Below are 21,521 nucleotides of genomic sequence, written 5' to 3'. Positions count from 1 at the left end.
TTGCCGAATATGAGGGTGTCGTCGAAGCTCTAGCGGGCAACACTTAATCAGTATCAGTTTCTGCGTTACCAGCCCGTCAATGGTATTCCGTGCTTCTCAAGATACTCGCCATTTTCTTCAAGATATTCGAGCGTATTAGCACGATAAATGTCCGGATCTCTATCCATCTCATTGGCCTGGAAGCGGGCAAGTTCTATCTCATTTCCTGGCTGATTCATCATCCAAACTACTATCTCGCCTCCTGGGGCCAGGCCAAAAGTCAGGGTGTCCCTTGGTCTCATGCGAACATCGACCTGAGTAACCATTGGCGCTAATCCCTTCATCTCATCTTTCCAATCCGAAGGGATTTCAATTAGGCGCTGATAGAATTTCTGCTCCGCAAAAGAAAACCATTGTATTGCCACAAAGTTGGGAAAAGGCTCCATCCTTCCAGCAACTCCACGAGGACCGTTGGGCCCTTTCCAACAACAACTCATGGAACCTGCCGGATGCCACCAATGCCTGACTCCGGATAACTCAAATTCCAAATGCTCAACCCAGATATCGTAATGCTTCGGTGTAGCAAGCTGAAAACGCCAATCTATGTCGCCTTTTTCTCCCGAAAAAGTGCTGCAAGCTGACAACAGGAATGAAATAACTACAACAATTGACCGATGGATTTGCATTTTCTATTACAGCCCTACATTGAAGTGCACAGTTCGTTGCCTGGAAAAAGTCGCCCGCAAAGGATGTATCAAATTATCGAACGGAATCTCCGTGGTCAGGACCTCGTCTGCAATGAGCCAGTCAATTGGATTGTAATGATCTGAATGATGAAGGTAGCGCTGGCGAAGGAATTGTTCATGCTCACCACCCAAGCCAAGGTTGTTCTCTCCAGCCACTGCATCACAAATCATGCTATTGGCGATCTCCTCAAGCTCAGATGGAAGATTCATATCATCCCGATCGGGAATCTTTTTAAATGGCACTCCACGCTCCAACGCCACCACATGCATTACTCGGAGGCCAATACGCGAATATTCACCTCTGACACGACGACTCATCCTTAACGAAAGATCTACTCGCCCATCGGGCAAGGGATGGTCATCGCGTTGTTGTTCAATTCTCAGGGTCGCCATATTTCCGTCAAGCAGAGGCAAGCTAAACCGCCCCACCCAAGATTCCGCCTTTATCTCAGTGTGTAGTTTCTTAAGATTGTCCCACTCCATCGTTTTCTGGGGCCACCGGGTCGCGCTTCCCCTCACACTCAACATCGGATACAAGAGCAAATCCTCGGTTTGAATATGTGGATATCCGCCACCAATGTCCGAGTGAGCTCCCGGCAACACAATTTCACGGAAGTTATTCGGCAAGCTGTCAGTTGTAGATTTAACACTGTTCAATGCGAAGTTTGCGCGTTTCTCATCTCTGGCAACCAGATGAACTACATGCCCAACGCTTTTCGGGTCCAGATAAAGCTCAACCGGGCTATTCCGGTCATTACCAGCCGATAAATCCAAACTTGAGGGATTGAAGATGCCCGCAACTGTGTCGAAAAGCCCCAGGAAGCGAATCCTTACTTCACGGGGCCAGCCGATGCCCTCATCGGTCAGAGCTATACCCATCTCGCCCTCTTCTCCCTTCAGGATTTCATTGGTCGCATGCCGAGCGGCAGCGGCACCTCGACTGAAACCGAACAGATCCACGGTCAGTGTCTGTATCTTTGCCCCCTCCGTGGTATCCAATATCCTCCGTGCGGCCTCTTTGAACAGTCTCCTCACCTGTTCAATCACACCGGTTTCACCAAGGCCTGTTGCTGCACCAATCATTGAATCCTCGTCACCGCTTTTTGTGCCGGCGCCCGGCTCATAAGCCTTAACCGTTACCCTCCTCTGTGACCTATCTTTGAAATCTGCTTCCTCATACAAATCAAACAACTTCACAACATTGGTAGGCCCATTGGCATAGCTCTCCCCCATCCGCATCGCGAGTCGATTCCGGCACTCTTCCAGACGGGAAGGATCAGCCTTGATCGGCTCCATGCACTCGGCCATCAGCCGCTTTCTGAAGATCTCAATGTTGTCGACGTTATTCAGCGTGCCATCGGTGAATAATCCCGCTACCAGATGCACGCCTTCCGGTTCGTCTTTGGATGCCGGACTTTTTGTCTCGGTCACAAGTGGCAGGACACTGGCCGATGCGCCCAGCGGTAGCGTCAGCCGATGATCAGCATTTTCCTGCTGCGGGCCTCCATTGAACTCGGACTCCGCCGGACTTCCCTGATAATTCCGGAAACCGATCCCCTCAGCATGACGCAGGTCTGCAGGTGTCAGTCCCTTACGGTTCAGCTCCGCCACGGAATGCTCGAGGCCAATAATTTGGCGCGCGCCGCTCTCGCAGTGCCAGGCTCCCGAGTTGCCATCACCTAAATCCGGCCGCCAGGATACCACCGGGCTCATCGGACGATCCGAGCCGATGCCGGTATGAACGAGACAAAGTTCGCCTGTGGCAACGCGGGAGATCAGGTACTGGTGGACAACTTCGCGCGGGGTGCCTGGCAGGACGCCCGGGATATCATTGAGTATCAGTGAGGAATGCCCCGCAAGCGGTTCAGACAGTATCCGGCGAAGGGTTTGCGAAGCCAGAAACGGGCTTTCGACCAACGGCAAGTCCGCCGGGCGGAGGCGATAGAAGGGTTTGATGTGCATAACGTTCCCTGTTGTTCCTGAATGCCCGATTCCCTGTCGGGCACCTGAAGATGGCGAGCCGGATCCGTGGTTCGCCGGGACAGGAGAAACTACTCAATTTGCCAGCACGACACAAGGGACAGGCTCCCAATTCAAACCTACCCAGATTGGGCATATTTTTGCCCAATTTGGGTAGAAAGAATTCATCCCGACCTGCTAAGCGGTCAGCCAGCCATCGCCGGCTCGCTGTAGGCCTGCATTCCCGCCGCTTCCTCGCAGACATACTGCTCGGCATCAAACCGCTTTGTCTGCTGACGGAACTGCCAGGTGAAGCCCGGCCAGAGGGTGGTGTTCTTGCCATTCTCGTTCACGTACCAGCTCTTGCAGCCGGTCTGCCAGACCGAATCGCCGAGTTTGGCGTGAATCGAGGCGTTGTACCCGCTGAAGGCTTCATCCTTTACCTCCACGCTCTTCCAGCCCCGGTGTTGCATCTTCCGGACGGCATCCAGCACGTACTGCACCTGGGACTCGATCATGTACACCATGGAACTGTGGCCCAGGCCCGTGTTAGGGCCCATAAGCATGAAGAAGTTGGGGAAGCCGGCCACGGTGGTGCCCTTGTAGGCCTCGGCGCCGTCCCGCCAGGCATCAAGCAGGTCCTGGCCGCCACGGCCGAAGATCATGCCCCTGGGGATCGGCTCCTGGGCCTTGAAGCCGGTGCCGTAGATGATGCAGTCCACGGAGCGCTCGGTGCCGGCTTTATCCACAATCACGTTGCCTTTCACTTCCCGGATGCCGTCGGTCAGCACGTTCACATGGTCCTGGTCCAGGGCCGGGTAATAGTTGTTGGAGATCAGAACCCGCTTGCAGCCGAAGTGGAAATCCGGGGTGACTTTCTTACGCAGTTCCTTGTCCCTGATCTGATTGCGAATGTGCCGGCGCGCCTGCAGCTCACCGAGTTTCAGGATTCGGGGGTTGCCCACAAAGCCCAGCACCCGGCCCTCCAGCATCCAGTAGATGCTCTGGCGGAAGGCGTTCAGGGTTTGCGGAAACTTTCGGAACATCATTTTCTCAAGCGGACGAATCTCCCGGTCGGGCTTGGGCATGATCCAGGGCGGTGTGCGCTGGTAAAGATCCAGCCTCGCGGCTTCTTTGGCGACTTCGGGTACAAACTGAATCGCAGAAGCACCGGTACCGATGACCGCCACGCGCTTGCCCCGAAGATCATAGCCATGATCCCAGTCCTGGGAGTGGAAGCTGGTGCCGGTAAAGGTCTCAATGCCCTTGATGTCGGGGTAGGACGAAGTGCTGAGCCCACCCATGCCGGACACCAGGATGTCTGCGTTCAGTTTGCTGAACCAGGGAAGGTCCTTGTCGTTCCTGTCCAGTTCATCCCCCGGCTTCAGACCTTTCTGCTGCATGTAGGACCAGAGCGTGGGGCTGTCGCAGGTTTCGATGGTCCAGGTTCCGGTTTTTTCGTCCCAATGGGCACCAGCGACGTGGGTATTGAGCTGGATGTGCTCCACCAGCCCGTATTTTTCGGCGCAGCGTTTGAGGTAGGCCTTGATCTCCGGCTGGGTCGCAAACATCCGGCTCCAGTCGGGGTTCTGTTCAAAAGAGAAGGAGTACAACGCTGACTGGACGTCACAGGCGCAGCCCGGGTAGTGGTTCTCGTGCCAGGTGCCGCCGATGTCGTCGCTCTGTTCGAGGATCACGAAATCGTGAAATCCGGCTTCCTTGAGTTTGATGGCCATACCGAGGCCGGAGAAGCCGGTACCGATGATGGCGATCTGTGTGTTTCTTGTCATTGCTGCTCTCCTGGTTGGCCTTTGCGGCCTTGTCTGCTTTTGATCGTTTGGTCATCATGATTGGTAGACACATGTATACACAGTGAAGTAGACAGTCGTATACTTCAAAAGTCGAAACAATGGAGAAATGGCCTCGACTGACAGGTAACTGTCCCGATCAAAGCGCTAGCTCGGGGGAGGTCAATTGGGGGAAGGCTTTCCAAAACCCGCTCCTTCGGCACGTCCCTGTGACGCTTGAGCTCCGCCATCCATGGCTCCGCACAGTTTTGGAAAGCCTTCCCCCAATTGACCCCAGAGCTTTGGGTGGCATGCTCCCAATTATCAGGAACGGTTGGGCAGGGCTTCCGAAAATGCTTGGAGCCATGGATGGCGGAAAGCAAGCGTACATGGACGTACTCGCAGCGGTTTTCGGAAGCCCTGCCCAACCGTTCCTTACACCGAATTTGAGGAACACATGAATGCATTAACCGTAACCGGCGGAAAGCTGAAACTGATCCAGGCCGCACTCAGGTTGATTACCGAAACAAGAAGTCTCACGTCTCTGGGCCTGCGCGAACTCGCCCGCGAGGCGGGGCTGAACCCGAACACCTTTTACCGGCACTTCAAAAACCTGGATGAATTCGGGCTGCAGGTTCTCGGTTATATTGCCGAAGACATGAAGGCCGGGGTCCGGCAGCTTCGGCAGATGGCGGATTCGTCCGAACAGGCCTCCCATGACACCGTTGCGTTCGTATACCACTACTTCCTGTCCAACCCGGCGGGCACCACCGTCGCAGTCCGGGAGCTGCATGGCCCTTCACAGGTGCTCAGAACCGCACTCCAAGCCCAGCTGGATGCCAGTGCCCGGGAGATGGCCGAGGACATCATCGACCGGGACCTGGTTACCGGAGTTTCCCACGAGACCATTCACGAAATCGCCCACATGACGATTCGCTACATCCTGTTCCGTGCCATGGACTACCTGGAGAAGCCCGATCAGAGAACGCGAATTCAGCTGGAGACCGAACGGTTTATCACCCGTCAATTCCGGGGAGCGATGGTTGAACACCTGCCTCAACAGGAGCTGGAGTCCGTCGTCAGGAGCACTGTCTGAGTTGCGGAGCCATCAGTCCGGCTGGAAGAACCTTTGCACCTGGTTAGCGTGGGCCTGGCCGTCCCGGTAACCCAACTCGATCAGTTCACGACAAAACCGGCTTTCGAAGAGCAGGTAGCTGGCAAGGTTAGCACCGCCGTTGGCCACGGATTCCGCTTCTCCGGTGAGCGCCCTGACCAGGGGCGGTAAAGCAGCCATGTGGGACGCGGCGAGTTCGTCGATCGGCTCGGACGGGGAAATCTCCAGGATCTCCACAGGATACAGGTCCAGATTGGCTTCCCGACGTCGATCCTCAGGAATCAGCTCCAGAAGGCGATTGATGGTGCGGGCGTGTTCGATGTCGTACTCCAGGGTATCGAGGAACATGCCGTTGAACACCTGGGCCAGCACCTGGCTGATGGCAGGCGTGGATGTTTGCTTGCGCGGCTTGGGCGGGCACATGGCGTTGGCGCTGACACCAATCACCAGTACTTTCCCGGCACCCAGTCGCAGTGCCGGGCTGATGTGGGCCATCTGGCGGGTGACACCATCGCCGAAGTACTCCGAATCCATGGCAACCGGAGGAAACAGGGTAGGTATCGCGGACGAGGCCATCACATGGTCGACTGTCAGTTCCGTCGGTTTTCCCGCGCGTTGGCCCTGGCTCCAGGCTTCCAGTGTTGCCCTGCCCTCGAAGAAGCAGATGTTGCGGCCCGACGCATAACCGCAGGCATTCAGACCCACCGCGTCGATATGGCCGGCTGCGAGTGTTTCCCGCACCCGGTCGAAATCCAGTTCCTTTTCCAAAAGCCTGCGCAAGGGTCGACTGTCCAGAAATGACACCGGACCACCCTGGGACGGTCGCAGCAGGACTCGTCTCGCAATGCTGGTCACATTGCGCACCATGCTGATGGGATCGGCACGGAAGACCTTATCCATGGTCAGCCCGGACCAGACCTTTTCCAGGTGGTCGATATTGTGGCGGAACAAACCACGGCTGCCGGCGATGGCCATGGCATTGATAGCACCGGCAGAGGTTCCGACGATCACCTGGAAGGGGTGTTCCCAGTCCGGGTACATGTCAGCAATGGCCCGCAACACCCCCACCTGGTAGGCCGCACGGGCACCACCTCCGGTCAGTACGACGCCTGTCACTGCCATTAGAGGATTTTATTCCGTAGTGTTGAAGACGTACGAGGAAACCGTGCCATCGTCGTTAAAGCGCACCACCAGGTCCGTGGTCTCGGCCTCGCCGAACGCAGACCAACGGTATTTGCCGTAGGTCCAAGTGCGTTTGCCGTCTTCGACACCCGTTCGCCAGGGTTCACCGAACAGCTCCTGAATGTCCGACCGGGTAGTTTCACCAATCCGGATCTGGTCGACGTTATGGGTCGGGAAATCGTGGCCGACGGTGGCGCAACCGGCGAGAGTCGCAATCACAAAGGCGATCAAAAGCATCTTGAAGGATTTCAAAGCCGGCATCAGAGGGCTCCCTGTTTTTCGTGAGTTTCCTTCATCTTAGCTGCTCTGTGGCCAGATGCGATTACGGCGCTGATAGATTCCGCCGCGCAACCACAAAAAAAAGCCGCAGACCTTTCGGCGCCGCGGCACAGTGGGATCGAAGGGTCGATCAGTAAAGCTTGGCGAGGGACTTCCTGGCGAAGGATTCCACTTCCTCGAGGCGGCCTTCCTTCACCTTGACCAGCCATTCCGGGTCCTGCAGCAGGGCCCGGCCGACGGCGATCAGCTCGAACTCGTGGTTGTTCATGCGCTCTACCAGCTCGTCGATGCCGGCTTTCTCCACCGCTTCTTTCTTGCTTGCGAAGGTACCGCTGATGAAGTCTTCGGTGAGGCCGACGCTGCCAACGGACATGGTGGGCTTGCCGGACAGCTTCTGGGTCCAGCCGGCCAGGTTCAGGTTGGAACCTTCAAACTCCGGTTCCCAGAACCGACGGGTGGACGCGTGGAAGATGTCCACACCGGCTTCCACCAAGGGCTTGAGGAAGCGCTCCAGTTCTTCAGGGCTGTTAACCAGCCTGGCTTCGTAATCCTGCTGCTTCCACTGGGAAAAACGCAGCATAATGGGGAAGTCCGGACCGACGCGGTGGCGGACTTCCTCGACGATTTCCACCACAAACCGCAGACGATTTTCCAGGCTGCCACCGTACTCGTCGTCCCGCTGGTTGGTGCCTTCCCACAGGAACTGGTCCAGCAGGTAGCCGTGAGCACCATGGATCTCAACGCCGTCAAAACCCAGTGCTTTGGCATCCTGGGCGGCATCGCCAAAAGCCTGAATGACATCCTGGATGTCTTCCTTGGTCATGGCCTTGCCGTTGGGCTTGCCCGGTGCGAACAGGCCGGAGGGACTGAATCCGGGAACGGAGGGATCCGGATCGGTACCTTCCTTACGTACGGCACCCACGTGCCACAGCTGTGGGAAAATGGCGCCGCCGGCCTCATGGACTGCATCCGCCACCTGCTTCCAGCCTGCCAGAGCTTCCTCCCCATGGAACGCCGGCACGTTGGGGTAGCCGTTCGCCGCCGGATGGTTGACGGTGGTGCCTTCGGTAATGATCAGACCAACGCCGGCCTCGGCCCGGCGGCGGTAATAGGCAACCACGTCTTCACCAGGCACGCCCTTGGGCGAGAAGTTACGGGTCATCGGGGCCATGGCCACGCGGTTGCGCAGCTTGAGGTTGTGGATTTCAAACGGTTCAAACAAAGGACCCAGGTTCATGCTCATGGTAATGTGCAACCTTATTAATTTGGTTTCGTTAAGCAACCCTATTCAATCTGGTTTTAAGATGCAACCCTATTCGGTACACTCCCATACATGGCCAGAAAACGTTTTGATGATTCCCAGTGCTCCGTCGCCCGCGCCCTCAATGAAGTGGGTGACTGGTGGTCCCTGCTGATTGTGCTGCAGGCGATGTACGGTACCCGCCGTTTCGTCGACTTCCAGCAGGAGCTGGGCATCGCCAAGAACATTCTCTGTGATCGCCTCGCCCGCCTCGTTGAGAACGGGGTGCTGCGCAAGGTGGACGTAGGCGAACATGGCTCCCGCTTCGAATACCGGCTCACCGAAAAGGGCCGGGACCTGTTCCCGGTGGTGATCGCCCTGCGCCAGTGGGGTGACAAGTGGAATCCGGCGCCGGATCAGGGTCTGCTGGACCTGCGCGACCGCGCCACCGGCCGGCCTATCCAGGAGGTTCAGGTTCGGGATGCTGACGGCCAGCCACTGAGCATCCGGGACGTGTTCGTACCGGAAGAGCACCTGCCCACCAGCAGAAAGAACTCGGCCTGACCATCCGCAGTGCCCGTAAGCGCACTCGTATTCTTGAGGTAGATCAATTCGCCACTCGAGGCATTACCCGCCATCGGCGGTTCTTGCGCTACGTCAAGTTTCACCTTTCCGCTGTCATTAACCTGAAGCCATCGACGATTTGCATAAAGGAGATGGTTTATGTCCCGTTCTTTCAAACTTGGTGTTCTGGGGGCTGTGGTTATGGCTGCGGCTCCTATGGTACACGCTTATGAGGCTGGTGATTTTATTGGTCGTGTTGGTGTCGTGACTGTTGACCCTGACTCTTCCAGCAGCAATCTTAACTCCAACGCTCTTGGTGTTCTCCCCGGTGCCCAGGTCAGCGTTGACTCCGACACTCAGCTCGGTCTGACCGTGTCCTACATGCTTACCGCCCAGATTGCTGTCGGCGTACTGGGCGCAACTCCATTCAAGCATGATATTGAAGGTGACGGTTCCATTTTGGGTGGTACCGGCAAGCTTGGAGAAACCAAGCACCTGCCCCCGACCATCACACTGCAGTTCTTTCCGATGCCCAGTAGCAGCAAGTTCCAGCCATACGCCGGTGTAGGTGTGAACTACACCAACTTCTTCGAAGAGAAAACCACCAGCACTCTCACCGGCGTCTATGACAGCGTTGCAACCGGTGGCACAGGCGGAGTCGTAGCCAGCACTGACCTGGAATTGGATGACAGCTTTGGCCTTGCCGCTGAAATCGGCATGGACTACATGATCACCGAAAACCTTGGCCTTAACGCCGCTATCTGGTGGGCGGATATTGATACCGATGCCACCATCAATGCCTATGCCGCTGATGGCTCCCGCGTTGATAGCAGCACTCTGGATGTTGAAATCGACCCATGGGTCTACATGGTAGGCATTTCCTACCAATTCTGATCCCCGTGCCCTCCGGCATCCTCGTGGTCTGTGGGTTGCCGGGAGGTGCGTTCTCCTGTGCGGGGCTCTTGCCCCGCTTTTTTGTGCCTGGAACCGGCTCATCGCCCGGTTGGCTCGCCGTATGGCACTGACTGCAATCAGCCGCCGCCAGGAAAACGCCCGTCTGTTCCCGGTGTTCGACCTGCTCTGTCAGAGATTGCAGAACAATATCTTCGTCAGAAACAATATTGCCGTCTTCGCCAGTGCTGTCACCGATAAGAAAAATTCAGAAAGAGAAAAGTAACCAACCGGGTATCAGGCAGGCGTTATAGGCGGAATGCGGGATCACAGGGCTGAGAATGGCCGTCAGCAAATTGCTTAATGACACGCCCATCAGTGTCCGTTGACCAAACGCGGCTGTGATGAAAAAGCCCTGGAGGCCCCCCCCCCGGAACAGCAACTCCTCCAGTACCGGGTACCAGAGCACAAGGGCAAACGCCTGAAGCAGAGTCAGGCGCCAGAAACAACAAAGCGGAGCAAATGCTCCGCTTTGAAAGGACCTATCGGGCGACTCAGGCGCTCTGGCGTTGCGCCGACCGGCCCCGCTGGCCACCGCCATCGCGGCTCCGGCTCTCACCAGGGCGGCCGCCAAAGCCGCGCCCATTGCCGGCGGGCTTGCCATTGGCACCACCGCGCACGTTACGGCTGCGGGCTTTGGCCGGATCGGCCTTGGCCTTGGGCTTCAGGGGCAGGTTGTTCCTGGGCTCGAAGCCTTCCACTTCCTTGCGCGGCAGCTGTTTCTTGATCAGCTTCTCGATGCCCGCCAGCAGTTTGCCTTCATCGGCACTGACCAGGGACAACGCATGGCCGCTCTCGCCGGCGCGGCCGGTTCGGCCAATCCGGTGCACGTAGTCTTCCGGTACGTTCGGCAATTCAAAGTTGACCACCTGGGGCAGCTGTTTGATGTCGAGGCCACGGGCCGCGATATCGGTGGCGACCAGTACCCGGATGTCTCCCTGCTTGAACTCGGACAAGGCACGGGTGCGGGCACCCTGGGACTTGTTGCCGTGGATGGCAGCGGCGGTGATCCCGTCCTGCTCCAGTTTCTTGGTCAGGCGGTTGGCACCATGCTTGGTACGGGTAAACACCAGCACCTGTTCCCAGGCGTTGTCCCGCACGAGCTTGCTCAGCAAGGCGGTCTTCTGGCTCTGGTCTACCGGATAGACCGACTGCTTAACCTTTTCGGCGGTGGTGTTCCGGGCTGCCACTTCCACCTGTACCGGATCGTTCAGCAGGCCTTGGGCCAGGCTACGGATCTCGTTGGAAAAGGTGGCGGAGAACAGCAGGTTCTGCCGCTTGGCCGGCAACAGCGCCAGGATCTTGCGAATGTCGCGAATGAAGCCCATGTCCAGCATGCGGTCGGCTTCGTCCAGCACCAGGATTTCCACTTCGTTGAAGCGCACCGCATTCTGCTGGTACAGGTCCATCAGCCGCCCAGGTGTTGCCACCAGCACGTCCAGACCCTTGCGCAGCTTCATCATTTGCGGATTGATTTTGACGCCGCCGAAAACCACGGCGGATTTGGTGGGCATGTACTTGCTGTACAGGGCCACGCTGTCGTGAACCTGGGCCGCCAGCTCGCGGGTCGGCGCCAGGATCAGGGCACGGGGCCCCTTTCCGGAGCGCGGATTAGCCGCGAGGCGCTGCAACAGCGGCAGGGTAAAACCGGCGGTCTTGCCGGTACCGGTCTGGGCGGCAGCCATCACATCCTTTCCGGACAGCACTGCCGGAATGGCCTGCTGCTGGATGGGAGACGGGGTTTCATAGCCCTGGTCGGTAGTGGCACGGACCAGCTGCTCGGACAAACCGAGAGAAGAAAAACTCATATTGATTAAACTCTTTGTGATTCTGCCTCCACGAACACCGTCCATCGGCGAATGCGGGCAGAAGCCATGATGATTCATGGAAAAATGACGACTACAGTCACGCGCCGTTAACGGCGGGACGTCCTCTGACAGGTCGTATGGAGGTTCGCAAAGCGGCCAGTTGGCCGTGATAGTGCGGAATCCCTAGAGGCAGGATGCAGGCACGGTAACAGAGGGTCCGGGAAATAGCTATAAGTGGTTTCATTAGCAGGCTTTCATCTTCAGAAAAAGAGGGAACTCCAACGAGGGTCTCTGGTCACTAGTGTCCCTATCATTCTACAAATCCGCCAAATCCCGGAGATTCCATGCTCAGCGTAGGCATTGGTCCCTTCAGCCTGTCCATCGGGCACCTGCTTCTTGTTCTGGCCTTTGTTGTGGCCCTGATCGTGGGTGCGCTCAGTGGTCGCAAGCAGAAAACCCCGATATCCGGCTCCCTGGCGGATATTTTTTTGGTTGCCATGATCAGCGCCCGGATTGGCTTCGTGGTCCGTTACTTCGAGCATTACCAGGGTGACTGGTTGGGCATGATCGATATCCGCGATGGCGGTTTTGATCCGGTTACCGGCTTGATAGTCGCGCTCCTCTTCGCCGGATACCTGATGTGGCGGCGCGCAAACATTCGCCGGGCACTGGGCTCCGCCGTTGCCGCCGGCATGATCACCTGGGGCTTCACCACCGGTGCCATTGCCCTGATCAACCAACAGACCCGGGGGTTACCCGAGGTCGCGCTGACCGATCTCAACGAACAGCCGGTCGGCCTGGCCGACATTTCCGGAGGCCAGCCTGTTGTGGTGAATCTCTGGGCTACCTGGTGCCCCCCGTGCATCCGCGAAATGCCAGTGCTGGAACAGGCCCAGCAGCGCTATCCCGGCATTAACTTCGTGTTCGCCAACCAGGGCGAGCATCCCGAAACCATCCGCAAGTTCCTGAAACAACAGAACCTGCAGCTCGACCATGTACTCAGTGACCGCCCGGGCAGTTTCGGCCGGGTAGTCGGGAGCCAGGGCTTGCCCACCACCCTGTTCTACAACGCCGACGGCAACCTGGTGGACACCCACATAGGCGAACTGTCACGCGCCAGCCTGGCCCGGAACCTTGAGCGCTTCGATCCTGGCTTTCTCAAATCCTCCCAATCCAAGGAGTCAACGTCCCAATGAGCACTTCCGCACGCACGCGCTTAATCAGGTGTGCCCTGATTTCCACTGCCCTTTTCGCAGCTACCGTGCAGGCACAGGACTATCCACCAGCCATCCAGTCACTGGAACAACAGGGTGTGAAGGTTGTGGACAGCTTTGAAGCTCCGGGCGGCATGACCGGTTATGTCGGCGAAATGCAGGGGCGGTCGCTGGCCTTTTACCTGACACCGGATGGCAACCACGTGATCGTTGGCACCCTGCTGGACGAGGAAGGGAACAACCTCAGTGCTGCCAGCATCCAGGAACTGATCGAGGGACCGAAGTTCGCAGAAGCCTGGCCGCAGCTGAAAGACAGCAACTGGGTGCAGGATGGTTCCAGTGATGCAGACACCATCGTCTACACTTTTACCGATCCCAACTGCCCCTACTGCTACCGGTTCCGCCAGCAGGCCGAGCCCTGGATTGACGCAGGCGACGTTCAGCTGCGCCATATCCTGGTAGGAATTCTGAAAGAAGACAGCCTGACCAAAGCCGCCACGATTCTCGGCAGTGAGAATCCTGAAGCAGCGCTGCACGATCACCAGGCCAGCTACGAGCAGGGCGGCATCGAGGTTGACCGTGAGCTGGTAAGCGCGGCCCACATGGAAGTCAAAGCCAATAACCGCCTGATGCAGGAACTGGGTCTCCGCGCCACGCCCAGCACTCTGTACAAAGACGATAATGGCAAGGTGATGATGGTGCAGGGCCTGCCGAATCCCCAGGCTCTCGAACGCATGATGGGGCCTAAGCCCTGAGTGTTGTAGGAGGTCAGGCCAGCCAGGCGGTCAGAATACAGGCCGTCAGGCTGGCAAGCGTCAGTCCGGTCAGGGACAGGGTAAGGCTCCAGCGGAACGAGGCATCCACTGCCCGGTACCCGGTCAGCCGCTCCATGATCAGGGCATTGGCGGCAAAGGGTGTCCCGAAGGCGGTAATGCCCCAGCCGGTCACCATGCCGATGCCCAGGCCGATCAGGGCCTCTGCCGGCCAAAGGGAACCCAGGACGCCGCCTACCAGGGTGCCCACCACAATCGGATTTACGCCGCCCAGGCCCGCGAGGAAATAGACCCAGGGCACGCAGGCGGCCAGGATGGGCCAGCTCCAGGCCGGCAGATCGGCATGACCGCTGATCTGGCCGAGGACCACGCCACTGATGACCGAACCGATAAACGCCGAACCGCCGACAATGGCCAATTCGTTACTGACGTTTGCCATGTTGGCCATGGGCGGATTCTGTCGGCGACTCCAGGCCAGCAGACGGGCTCCCAGCACGACGCCCAGGCAAGAGAGGGTCACCGCGTAGGCGTAGCTGAGGTCAAACCGGTGGCTGAGCACAAAGACCCCCACGCAGATTGCCAGAACCAGGCCACCAAAACGGAGCCAGCTTGCCACCCCGGCCTTGTCTTCCAGGGCAATTTGTTCCTCGCCGGTTTCCGGGTCACGCCAGAGCAGGCCGATCAGGAGCAGTACCACCGAGAAAGGAATGGCGAGCGACAGCAGCTGGACACTGCCAAGTCCCGGCAACAGAGTGAGCGTGAGCACCACCGAAATCGACAGTGGTGAGAAGGCCGGCGATACCCCGAACCCCCGGAGCACCGCCCGGGTGGCGTTGCGGGTCGCGGCCGAGTCGCCTCCGCGGCGGATACGCTCACCCACCAGGCTGCCGATGACGGCCACCGAGCCAAAATTCAGCGGGATGGAAACCAGGGAGGTGCCAAAGGCCAGGCTCAGGTAACGGGTCAGCGGCTTGCCACCGAAGAGACTGGCTGAAATCCGTTGCAGGTCGCCGGAGCGACCCAGTACGTTGGAGAGCAGCATCACCGCCAGCACCAATCCGGCCAGGCGGGTCATATTGTTTGCGGCCTCAAGAATCAGACCCGGATCGCGGCCCAGCGCGAACACCAGGGCCAGAATAGCAACGGAAAACACGACTCGCGGCACCCGGCGCATGTCCCGCCACCCCAGCAGGACCGCCAGGCCCACCGCAGCCGCGCCAACAAACGCCATCCCCGGAAACAACGAGAGCATCGCCGCAATCAGGGCGAGATAGGCAAGAACGGAACGAATCGATTGCAAGGGCACGCTTCCTCAAAAAACAAAGCCCCGATATTAAGGAAGCTACTTACATACTGCTATCAGCATTTATGGGGATCTTTCCCGGCCAGCTGCGCGCTCCTTTGTCGCTGCCTTGGCGAAATTTGCCAGCGCGTTTTCCACCTTCGCCAGCACATCGTCACAACCTTCAATGGCGTGACGGATTTCAGGTAGGCAGGATCGTTGTAACCGAGCCAGACCTGATCTCTGCCGTGGCTTTTACATCGTGTCTGCTCCTGACGATCACCATCCCGTCAGCACCATGAGCGAAGGCACTAACAAGCACAACCGACACCACCAGTAATGATCGCAGAGCTTAGCGCATAGAATCCTCGAGCATGTTTTTCAACAAACTGAGCATAAGCCTTCATCAGAAATCTGTCAGGAAAAACTTCAGTAGATCGTCGCAGCGCCCTCTGGCCGGCTCTTGAATCGCTTATGTAGCCAAAGATACTGATCCGGCTGCTCACGAACGGTGGTTTCAATAAAGCGGTTCCATAGCTCTGCGTCGTTAACCGGATTTTCTCCGAAATTTTCCTGAATCGGCGAGAACACCACCCGATAACTACCATCAGGCATTCGAAGGTGGCTGACGCAGATAACCGCGGCACCGGATTCCCGGGCGATATAGCTTGGAGACGTGATACAGGCGGCGCTGACCCCGAAAAAGGGCACAAAAACCTCGGACTTCTTGCCGAAATCCTGATCGCAGGCAAACCATACCTGCCCTCCCTCTTTGAGGAAAGACAACAACGGTCTCAGCTGACGTTTGGTAAAAGGCCGGATGTTGAAATGACGACGGCGACCGCGCTCGATCATCCGGTCAATCACCGGATTGTTGTTTGGGCGGTACATGTAGCCCGGCTTTTGGAGCTTGCAGGCGATCAATGGCAAAGCAAAATCAAAGATGCTGTAATGACCACCGATCAGCAACACGCCCTTGCCGCGCTTTTTGGCTTCCTCAAGGTGCTCCGTTCCGTACACCGAAGCACTCTCACAATAGGGCGTCATATTACGCCACCAGGCGTGCACGCTTTCCAGAATTCCCCGGGCCGACGCCACAAAGGCATCCTCAACGAGCTGTCGGCGGGCGGCATCATCCAGCTCCGGCATGCAGGCCGCCAGATTGGCATCCGCGACCCGCGCGCGGGACTTCAGTTTGCGGCAAAGTAGTCTCCCCAGCCAGCGACCTAGGTGTTGCTTGGTGCTCATTGGCAGAAACGATAACAACCAGAGAACAAATACCAGAACCCAGGATCCCCAGAAAGCGGGATGCCAAAGGGCGCGTTTTGCAGTTTTTCTTCCGCGGGAGGCCATACAACGGTCTCTTTAAAGTGGGAATGGCAGGTCAATCAAAAAGTGAGAATAAAGCCGGCAAATCAGCCGAGTAGACTGACATATTCTTCGCTGGCTTGGTAGTTGAGGCACTCACATTTTGCACATTGCAAACAGCAATCCAATTCCGGGCCTCAAGAGTAAGGTTAAATAAAGATACGTGTTTATACGTAGAATTCGTCGGGAACACCATCCAGCAGACAGTCACCAATCTCAAACCACCGTCTGAAACCGACATCCTCAAGGTCGCCCCCGGAACGATTCCACTACCTACTATCAGGATCGCCACGGAAACCCGGTCAGCCCCGAGTAGTTGCTGATCAGTGCTTACGTCGCAGCCGGTCTGACTCACCTGCCATCACAGGATGGACAGTTCACCCGCGAGCTGGCCTCGGATGCCCGGGAATGGATGAACAGCAAGGAGGGGGACGAGGCCATCGGCAAGATGGAGAACCGTTACTGCGCCTACATCGGCGAATTCGACTTTGTCGACTTGCGGAAACTGGGCGAGAATCCGGACTCCTGGGAGGACATGGTGCAGGTATTACCTCTGAAAGCCGAACAGCGCTGAGCGCAAAGGCCGGAGGAAGCCCCGGGCCTGGCCCTCGCCGGCGCGGGAACGTTGGCCATCGAATTCCAGGTAGCCATCGTCGATCGGATCAAACCGCAGGATCTTCACATCCTCCAGATAGTTCTGGGAAGACTTCCAGGGGCCTTGGGTACCCTGACGGGGCAGACGATCCGCCGCGCGCTTGATGTAACCCGAGTTCAGGGAACCCAGGATGGTGTCCTCGCCCCGGCTGTTCTCGGTATCGCGGGCCACCACGGTCCGGTAACCGCGCTTGTCCATCAGGTTGATCAGTCGACACAGGTACTCGGCGGCAATATCCACCTTCAGGGTCCAGGAAATGTTGGTGTAGCCGAAGATCATGGCGGCATTGGGCACGCCTTCAACCATCACGTTCTTGTAGATCACCTTGTCCTTCATCACCACTTCCCGACCATCCACGCTCGGCTTGATGCCGCCCAGCATCTGGATATCCAGGCCGGTGGCGGGAATGATGATATCCGCATCCAGCTGCTCGCCGGATTGCAGACGAATGCCGGTCTCGGTGAACCGCTCGATGTGATCGGTGGCAATGGAAGCCTTGCCCGCCTTGAGTGCCTTGAACAGATCGCCATCCTTGACCACACACAGGCGCTGGTCCCAGGGGTTGTAGTCCGGCGTGAAGTGGCGCATATCGGCTTTGCCATCCAGCTGCCGCCGGGTGATAGAGAGGAACAACCTCCGCATCGCCTTCGGGCTCTTGCGGGAACGCTGGTACAACAGGCGTGAGATGGAAATGTTGCGGGCGCGGGTTAGCCGGTACGCCGTCTTCTCCGGCAACACCTTCTGAAGAGCCAGGGTGATCTTGTCGGTGGATGGCAACGGCATCAGGTAGGTGGGCGAGCGCTGCAGCATGGTCACGTGCGCCGCCTTCTCCGCCATGGTCGGCACCAGGGTAATGGCGGTAGCGCCACTGCCGATCACCACCACCTTCTTGCCGGTGTAGTCGAGGTTCTCGGGCCAGTGCTGGGGATGCACGATCTGGCCCTTGAAATCACTCTCGCCCGGGAAATCCGGTTTGTAGCCCTGATCATAGTTGTAGTAGCCAGTGCAGCCCACCAGGAAACTGGCGGTGTAGTGTTCGGTTTCGCCGGTGGCCTCGTTCTGAGCGGACAGTTTCCAGCACTTGTCCACACCGGACCAGTCCACCGTTTTCACCGCCAGGCCATAGCGGATGTGCCGTTCGACATCGTTCTCCCGGGCAGTCTCGCGCACGTAATTCTTTATCGAGGCGCCGTCCGCCAGCACCTTGCCGCCGGTCCAGGGGCGGAAGTTGTAGCCGAAGGTGAACATATCGGAGTCAGAACGGATACCAGGATAGCGGAACAGGTCCCAGGTACCTCCAAGAGATTGCCGGCGTTCCAGGATGGCGAAGGACTTGCCCGGGCACTCGCGCTTCAAATGACACGCCATGCCAATGCCGGAAACGCCGGCGCCGATGATCAGGACGTCAAAATGGTGTTGGCTCATTGTGCTTGCCTCACTGGTAATAGGCACGTTTCTCCGGCTTTCTGTTGAAGTTTAGACCCGAGCCGGTTCGTTATGCTTCAACAGTAACGAGTTCCCGTGTATCGCAAATTGGCCCTCGCCACACGAGGTCCATGCTCAAACGGTCAGTCGCTTCAGGACTTCCCTGAATCGGATGGCCTCTTTTCTCAACGATTCGCGGTTCAGCATGCCCACCCCCATGATCAATCCGCTACGCCTGTCTCCGGCGGCACAGACGGCACTGAGCGGTTTGACAATAAAATGCTCCCTGAACAACTGCCTGGTGATCAGGATGTCGTCTACTGAATCCGCGAACTGGACACAAAGACTGATCGCGTGGCTGGGAGCGGACAGCTGCGTAATGGCCGGCACCTGGCGGAGCTGGTCGTGCATTACCTGTTGTCGGGCCAGATACTCTTTCTGGATGCGCTGATACCACAGATCCAGATCGCCATGGGCGATAAAGGTCGCGAGCACTGCCTGATCCAGCATTCGCCCTTCACGGAAAACCTCACTGCGCAGCCGGCTGATCGTGGCCGCCAGGTGGTGCGGAACCACGAGGTAGCCCAGCCGCAACCCGGGAAACAACAGCTTGGAGAAAGAGCCCGCAAGGATGTGCTTCTGCGAACGCGGGTCGAATACCAGCCGGGTATCGCGCTGGCCGTTGAATTCATAATCGTCTTCGATGATGTAATCCGGTGACAGGCGCTGCGACAGGGCCTCCTTGTCCGCCCGCGAGGTAGGCACACTGAGTGGGTAATGCTGGGAACCGGTGAGATACAGCAGTTTTGGCGACGGCTGCGCCTCGCCCCTGTGCCCCGCACCGGGATACCAGGGCAACATCTCAAGCGTAAGCCCGCAGGCTGTGAATACATTTCGTGCCCCCCAGTAGCAGGGCGACTCCATCACCACCCGGTCGCCGGTATCTGCCAGCGCCAGGGCACAGAGTTCCAGACCATTGTGAGTGCCCTCGGTGATGATGATCTGCTCGGGATCGCAGTCAAAGTGCCGCCAGCGGCGGAGAAAGTCCCGGATAGCCCGCTTCAACGGGCCATAGCCTCCGGTGGAGTAGGACAACAGCAAGGCATTCTGGGGCACCGTGACACTGGCATAGAGCTGGCGCCATTTACGCATGGGGAACTGCGCTATATCCGGTATCCCGGGCACGAAGGCGCCGCTCTGGACCTCCGCCGCCCCCGGCTGGCTGAGCAGTTCACGGGCACGATCGGAAAGGCCATCCAGAGCAGGTCGTGCCGGAAGAACGGATACGGACTGGGGCCGATGGGTCCAGGTCCCCTGGCCATGACCAGTCACCAGCAGCCCTTCCTCCACAAGCGTGTTGATCGCCCCGGCGAGGGTATTACGCGCCAGTCCCAGCGCACTGCAGATGCGGCGATGGGAAGGCAGCTTCAGGCCTGATGGCCAGTCCTGCTCGACCAGAAGGCGCAGCGCCTGTTGCGCCCTGACCTGTTTGCTCAGGCTTTTCGGCTGTTGCTGGTAACGGCGGATCAGGCTCTCGAGCGGATCGCCGGGCATGAGGTCTTCGGTCATCAGGGCCTTGTGTCGCAATCGACCACATCAAAGTGGTCCAGTTGAACTCGAAAGTGGTTCATGTCCAGACCCTAGGGTACCTGCTAGGGTGCCTGGCATTCCAGTTACTTTCGAGAGGAATCGGTTCATGTCTCCAGTAGATACGCCTTTGTTGACCAGCGTGCTGAATGACGAGGTGCCCGCCCTGATCGGCCAGCACTGGTGCCAGCGTGAGGAGCGCTTTGACGTCACCAACCCCGCAACCGGCGAGATCCTCGCCAGGGTCGCCGAATGCAATGCAGACGATACCCGCACAGCGGTAGCGGCGGCGGAGCTTTCAGGTCGGTCCTGGAAACGCGTACCTGCCAAACAACGTGCCGGCATCCTGCGCCGGTGGTTCGAACTCGTTACTGCACATGCCGATGACCTGGCCCGCCTGATGACCCTGGAACAGGGCAAGCCGCTGGCAGAAGCCCGGGGTGAAGTAACCTATGGTGCTTCGTTCATCGAGTTCTTCGGCGAGGAAGCCAAGCGGATGGCCGGGGAAACGCTACCGGGCCAGGGGCCGGACAAACGCATACTGGTGATGCGCGAGCCCGTGGGTGTGGTTGCTGCCATTACCCCCTGGAACTTTCCCATGGCCATGATCACCCGCAAATGCGCCCCGGCCATTGCCGCTGGCTGCACGGTAGTCATCAAGCCTGCCGAAGCCACACCGTTGACGGCCCTGGCTCTCGCCCGGCTGGCGCTGGAGGCCGGCATACCGAAGGGCGTGATCAATGTGGTCACGGCTTCCGAACCGGTGGCGGTGGGCGAAGTCCTGAGTACCGACCCACGGGTGCGCAAACTGTCCTTCACCGGCTCCACCGCCGTGGGCAAGAAACTGTTGGCTCAATGCGCCTCGACGGTAAAGAAAACCGCCATGGAGCTGGGTGGCAACGCCCCATTTATCGTGTTTGATGATGCCGACCTGGACGCCGCCGTTGACGGAGCGATTGCCTCCAAATTCCGTAATGCCGGCCAGACCTGTGTCTGCACCAACCGTTTTCTGGTGCAGGACGGTGTCTATGAAGCCTTTCTGGAGAAGCTGACAACGCGGGTTGCCGAACTGAAAGTCGGCAACGGCCTGGAGGACGGCATCGCCGTTGGCCCCCTCATCAACCGGTCCGCCATCGACAAGGTTCAACGTCATGTGGACGACGCTGTCGGCAAGGGCGCCCGGGTAACCGGCGGAGGTCAGTCGCATGAGCTCGGACCCAACTTTTTCACCCCGACGGTGCTCGCCGATGTAACCCCTGACATGGCCGTCGCCACCGAGGAAACGTTTGGACCGCTGGCGCCGGTCTTCCGGTTCCATACTGCCGAGGAAGCCATTGCCATGGCCAATGACACCCCCTCAGGCCTCGCCGCCTACCTCTATGCCACCGACTATCGGCGTATCTGGCACACCCTCGAGGGCCTCGAGTACGGCATGGTGGGGGTCAACGAAGGCCTGATCTCCAGCGAACTGGCACCGTTTGGCGGGGTGAAGGAATCCGGCCTCGGGCGCGAAGGCTCCCACCATGGCCTGGATGAATTCACCGAACTCAAGTACGTCTGCCTGGGCGGCCTGTAATGGGTGCCCGGACAGGCTCCTGTGCATGACAT

19 protein-coding genes are annotated in these 21,521 nt (G+C 58.3%); 8 read left to right on the top strand and 11 right to left on the bottom strand.

Features of this window, described 5'->3' with window-relative positions; translation table 11 throughout:
• Positions 1-65 precede the first annotated feature (65 nt).
• From R6W86_RS01085 to R6W86_RS01075, 3 genes are all read right to left on the bottom strand, one after another.
• Entirely contained in the window at positions 66-665 is a 600-nt protein-coding gene (locus tag R6W86_RS01085) for a DUF2931 family protein (RefSeq protein WP_410327553.1), read from the bottom strand.
• A 6-nt stretch (positions 666-671) separates the two neighbouring features.
• The gene (locus R6W86_RS01080) at positions 672-2,438 is read right to left on the bottom strand and encodes a phospholipase effector Tle1 domain-containing protein (protein ID WP_410327552.1); all 1,767 of its coding nucleotides are present in this window, start codon (positions 2,436-2,438) and stop codon (positions 672-674) included.
• Between the two features lie 452 nt (positions 2,439-2,890).
• The gene (locus R6W86_RS01075) at positions 2,891-4,474 is read right to left on the bottom strand and encodes a flavin-containing monooxygenase (RefSeq protein ID WP_410327551.1); all 1,584 of its coding nucleotides are present in this window, start codon (positions 4,472-4,474) and stop codon (positions 2,891-2,893) included.
• A gap of 454 nt (positions 4,475-4,928) precedes the next feature.
• Between R6W86_RS01075 and R6W86_RS01070 the strand changes: the two genes are divergently transcribed.
• Entirely contained in the window at positions 4,929-5,567 is a 639-nt protein-coding gene (locus R6W86_RS01070) for a TetR family transcriptional regulator (protein WP_410327550.1), read from the top strand.
• A 12-nt stretch (positions 5,568-5,579) separates the two neighbouring features.
• Here R6W86_RS01070 and R6W86_RS01065 read toward each other — a convergent pair whose 3' ends face one another.
• From R6W86_RS01065 to R6W86_RS01055, 3 genes are all read right to left on the bottom strand, one after another.
• Positions 5,580-6,707 (bottom strand): patatin-like phospholipase family protein, encoded by a 1,128-nt coding sequence (locus R6W86_RS01065; protein ID WP_410327549.1) that lies wholly within the window; start codon positions 6,705-6,707, stop codon positions 5,580-5,582.
• 9 nt (positions 6,708-6,716) lie between these two features.
• Positions 6,717-7,028 carry an outer membrane protein assembly factor BamE gene (gene bamE, locus R6W86_RS01060; RefSeq protein WP_410327548.1) on the bottom strand — a complete coding sequence of 104 codons (312 nt, stop codon included), beginning with the start codon at positions 7,026-7,028 and terminating at the stop codon, positions 6,717-6,719.
• Positions 7,029-7,176: 148 nt separating this feature from the next.
• Positions 7,177-8,289: an NADH:flavin oxidoreductase gene (locus R6W86_RS01055; RefSeq protein WP_410327547.1), complete on the bottom strand. Its 1,113-nt coding sequence runs from the start codon at positions 8,287-8,289 to the stop codon at positions 7,177-7,179.
• Between the two features lie 90 nt (positions 8,290-8,379).
• On the opposite strand from R6W86_RS01055, the gene R6W86_RS01050 reads away from it, so the two are divergent.
• From R6W86_RS01050 to R6W86_RS01040, 3 genes are all read left to right on the top strand, one after another.
• Entirely contained in the window at positions 8,380-8,850 is a 471-nt protein-coding gene (locus R6W86_RS01050) for a winged helix-turn-helix transcriptional regulator (protein WP_410327546.1), read from the top strand.
• Between the two features lie 159 nt (positions 8,851-9,009).
• A complete protein-coding gene (locus R6W86_RS01045) occupies positions 9,010-9,744 on the top strand; it encodes an OmpW/AlkL family protein (RefSeq protein WP_410327545.1) in 735 nt (244 codons plus the stop codon).
• A 121-nt stretch (positions 9,745-9,865) separates the two neighbouring features.
• Positions 9,866-10,027 (top strand): hypothetical protein, encoded by a 162-nt coding sequence (locus tag R6W86_RS01040; protein ID WP_410327544.1) that lies wholly within the window; start codon positions 9,866-9,868, stop codon positions 10,025-10,027.
• 268 nt (positions 10,028-10,295) lie between these two features.
• On the opposite strand, the gene R6W86_RS01035 is transcribed toward R6W86_RS01040, so the two are convergent.
• Positions 10,296-11,609 (bottom strand): DEAD/DEAH box helicase, encoded by a 1,314-nt coding sequence (locus R6W86_RS01035; RefSeq protein ID WP_410327543.1) that lies wholly within the window; start codon positions 11,607-11,609, stop codon positions 10,296-10,298.
• Positions 11,610-11,953: 344 nt separating this feature from the next.
• Here R6W86_RS01035 and R6W86_RS01030 point away from each other — a divergent pair, with 344 nt between their 5' ends.
• A complete protein-coding gene (locus tag R6W86_RS01030; protein ID WP_410327542.1) occupies positions 11,954-12,805 on the top strand; it encodes a prolipoprotein diacylglyceryl transferase family protein in 852 nt (283 codons plus the stop codon).
• Complete coding sequence (gene dsbG, locus R6W86_RS01025) at positions 12,802-13,578, top strand: thiol:disulfide interchange protein DsbG (protein ID WP_410327541.1); 777 nt, start codon at positions 12,802-12,804, stop codon at positions 13,576-13,578. Before R6W86_RS01030 ends, dsbG begins: the two co-directional genes overlap by 4 nt.
• A 13-nt stretch (positions 13,579-13,591) precedes the next feature.
• Here the strand turns inward: dsbG and R6W86_RS01020 are convergent, their stop codons facing one another.
• On the bottom strand, positions 13,592-14,896 hold the full coding sequence (locus R6W86_RS01020; protein ID WP_410327540.1) for a hypothetical protein: 1,305 nt from the start codon (positions 14,894-14,896) through the stop codon (positions 13,592-13,594).
• Between the two features lie 411 nt (positions 14,897-15,307).
• Complete coding sequence (locus tag R6W86_RS01015) at positions 15,308-16,231, bottom strand: lysophospholipid acyltransferase family protein (RefSeq protein ID WP_410327538.1); 924 nt, start codon at positions 16,229-16,231, stop codon at positions 15,308-15,310.
• Between the two features lie 331 nt (positions 16,232-16,562).
• Here R6W86_RS01015 and R6W86_RS01010 point away from each other — a divergent pair, with 331 nt between their 5' ends.
• Positions 16,563-16,820: a hypothetical protein gene (locus tag R6W86_RS01010; RefSeq protein WP_410327537.1), complete on the top strand. Its 258-nt coding sequence runs from the start codon at positions 16,563-16,565 to the stop codon at positions 16,818-16,820.
• Here R6W86_RS01010 and R6W86_RS01005 read toward each other — a convergent pair.
• Entirely contained in the window at positions 16,794-18,326 is a 1,533-nt protein-coding gene (locus R6W86_RS01005; protein WP_410327536.1) for a flavin-containing monooxygenase, read from the bottom strand. The two genes, R6W86_RS01010 and R6W86_RS01005, sit on opposite strands and share 27 nt — an antisense overlap.
• A 135-nt stretch (positions 18,327-18,461) precedes the next feature.
• A complete protein-coding gene (locus R6W86_RS01000) occupies positions 18,462-19,895 on the bottom strand; it encodes a PLP-dependent aminotransferase family protein (protein WP_410327535.1) in 1,434 nt (477 codons plus the stop codon).
• A gap of 127 nt (positions 19,896-20,022) precedes the next feature.
• On the opposite strand from R6W86_RS01000, the gene R6W86_RS00995 reads away from it, so the two are divergent.
• Entirely contained in the window at positions 20,023-21,489 is a 1,467-nt protein-coding gene (locus R6W86_RS00995; protein ID WP_410327534.1) for an NAD-dependent succinate-semialdehyde dehydrogenase, read from the top strand.
• The last annotated feature ends 32 nt before the right edge of the window (positions 21,490-21,521 follow it).

The sequence above is a fragment of the Marinobacter sp. genome, from assembly GCF_046484525.1.
GTDB lineage: Bacteria > Pseudomonadota > Gammaproteobacteria > Pseudomonadales > Oleiphilaceae > Marinobacter.
The sequence above is the reverse complement of the archived record's forward strand: the minus strand, read 5'-3'. Positions and strand labels throughout refer to the sequence as shown.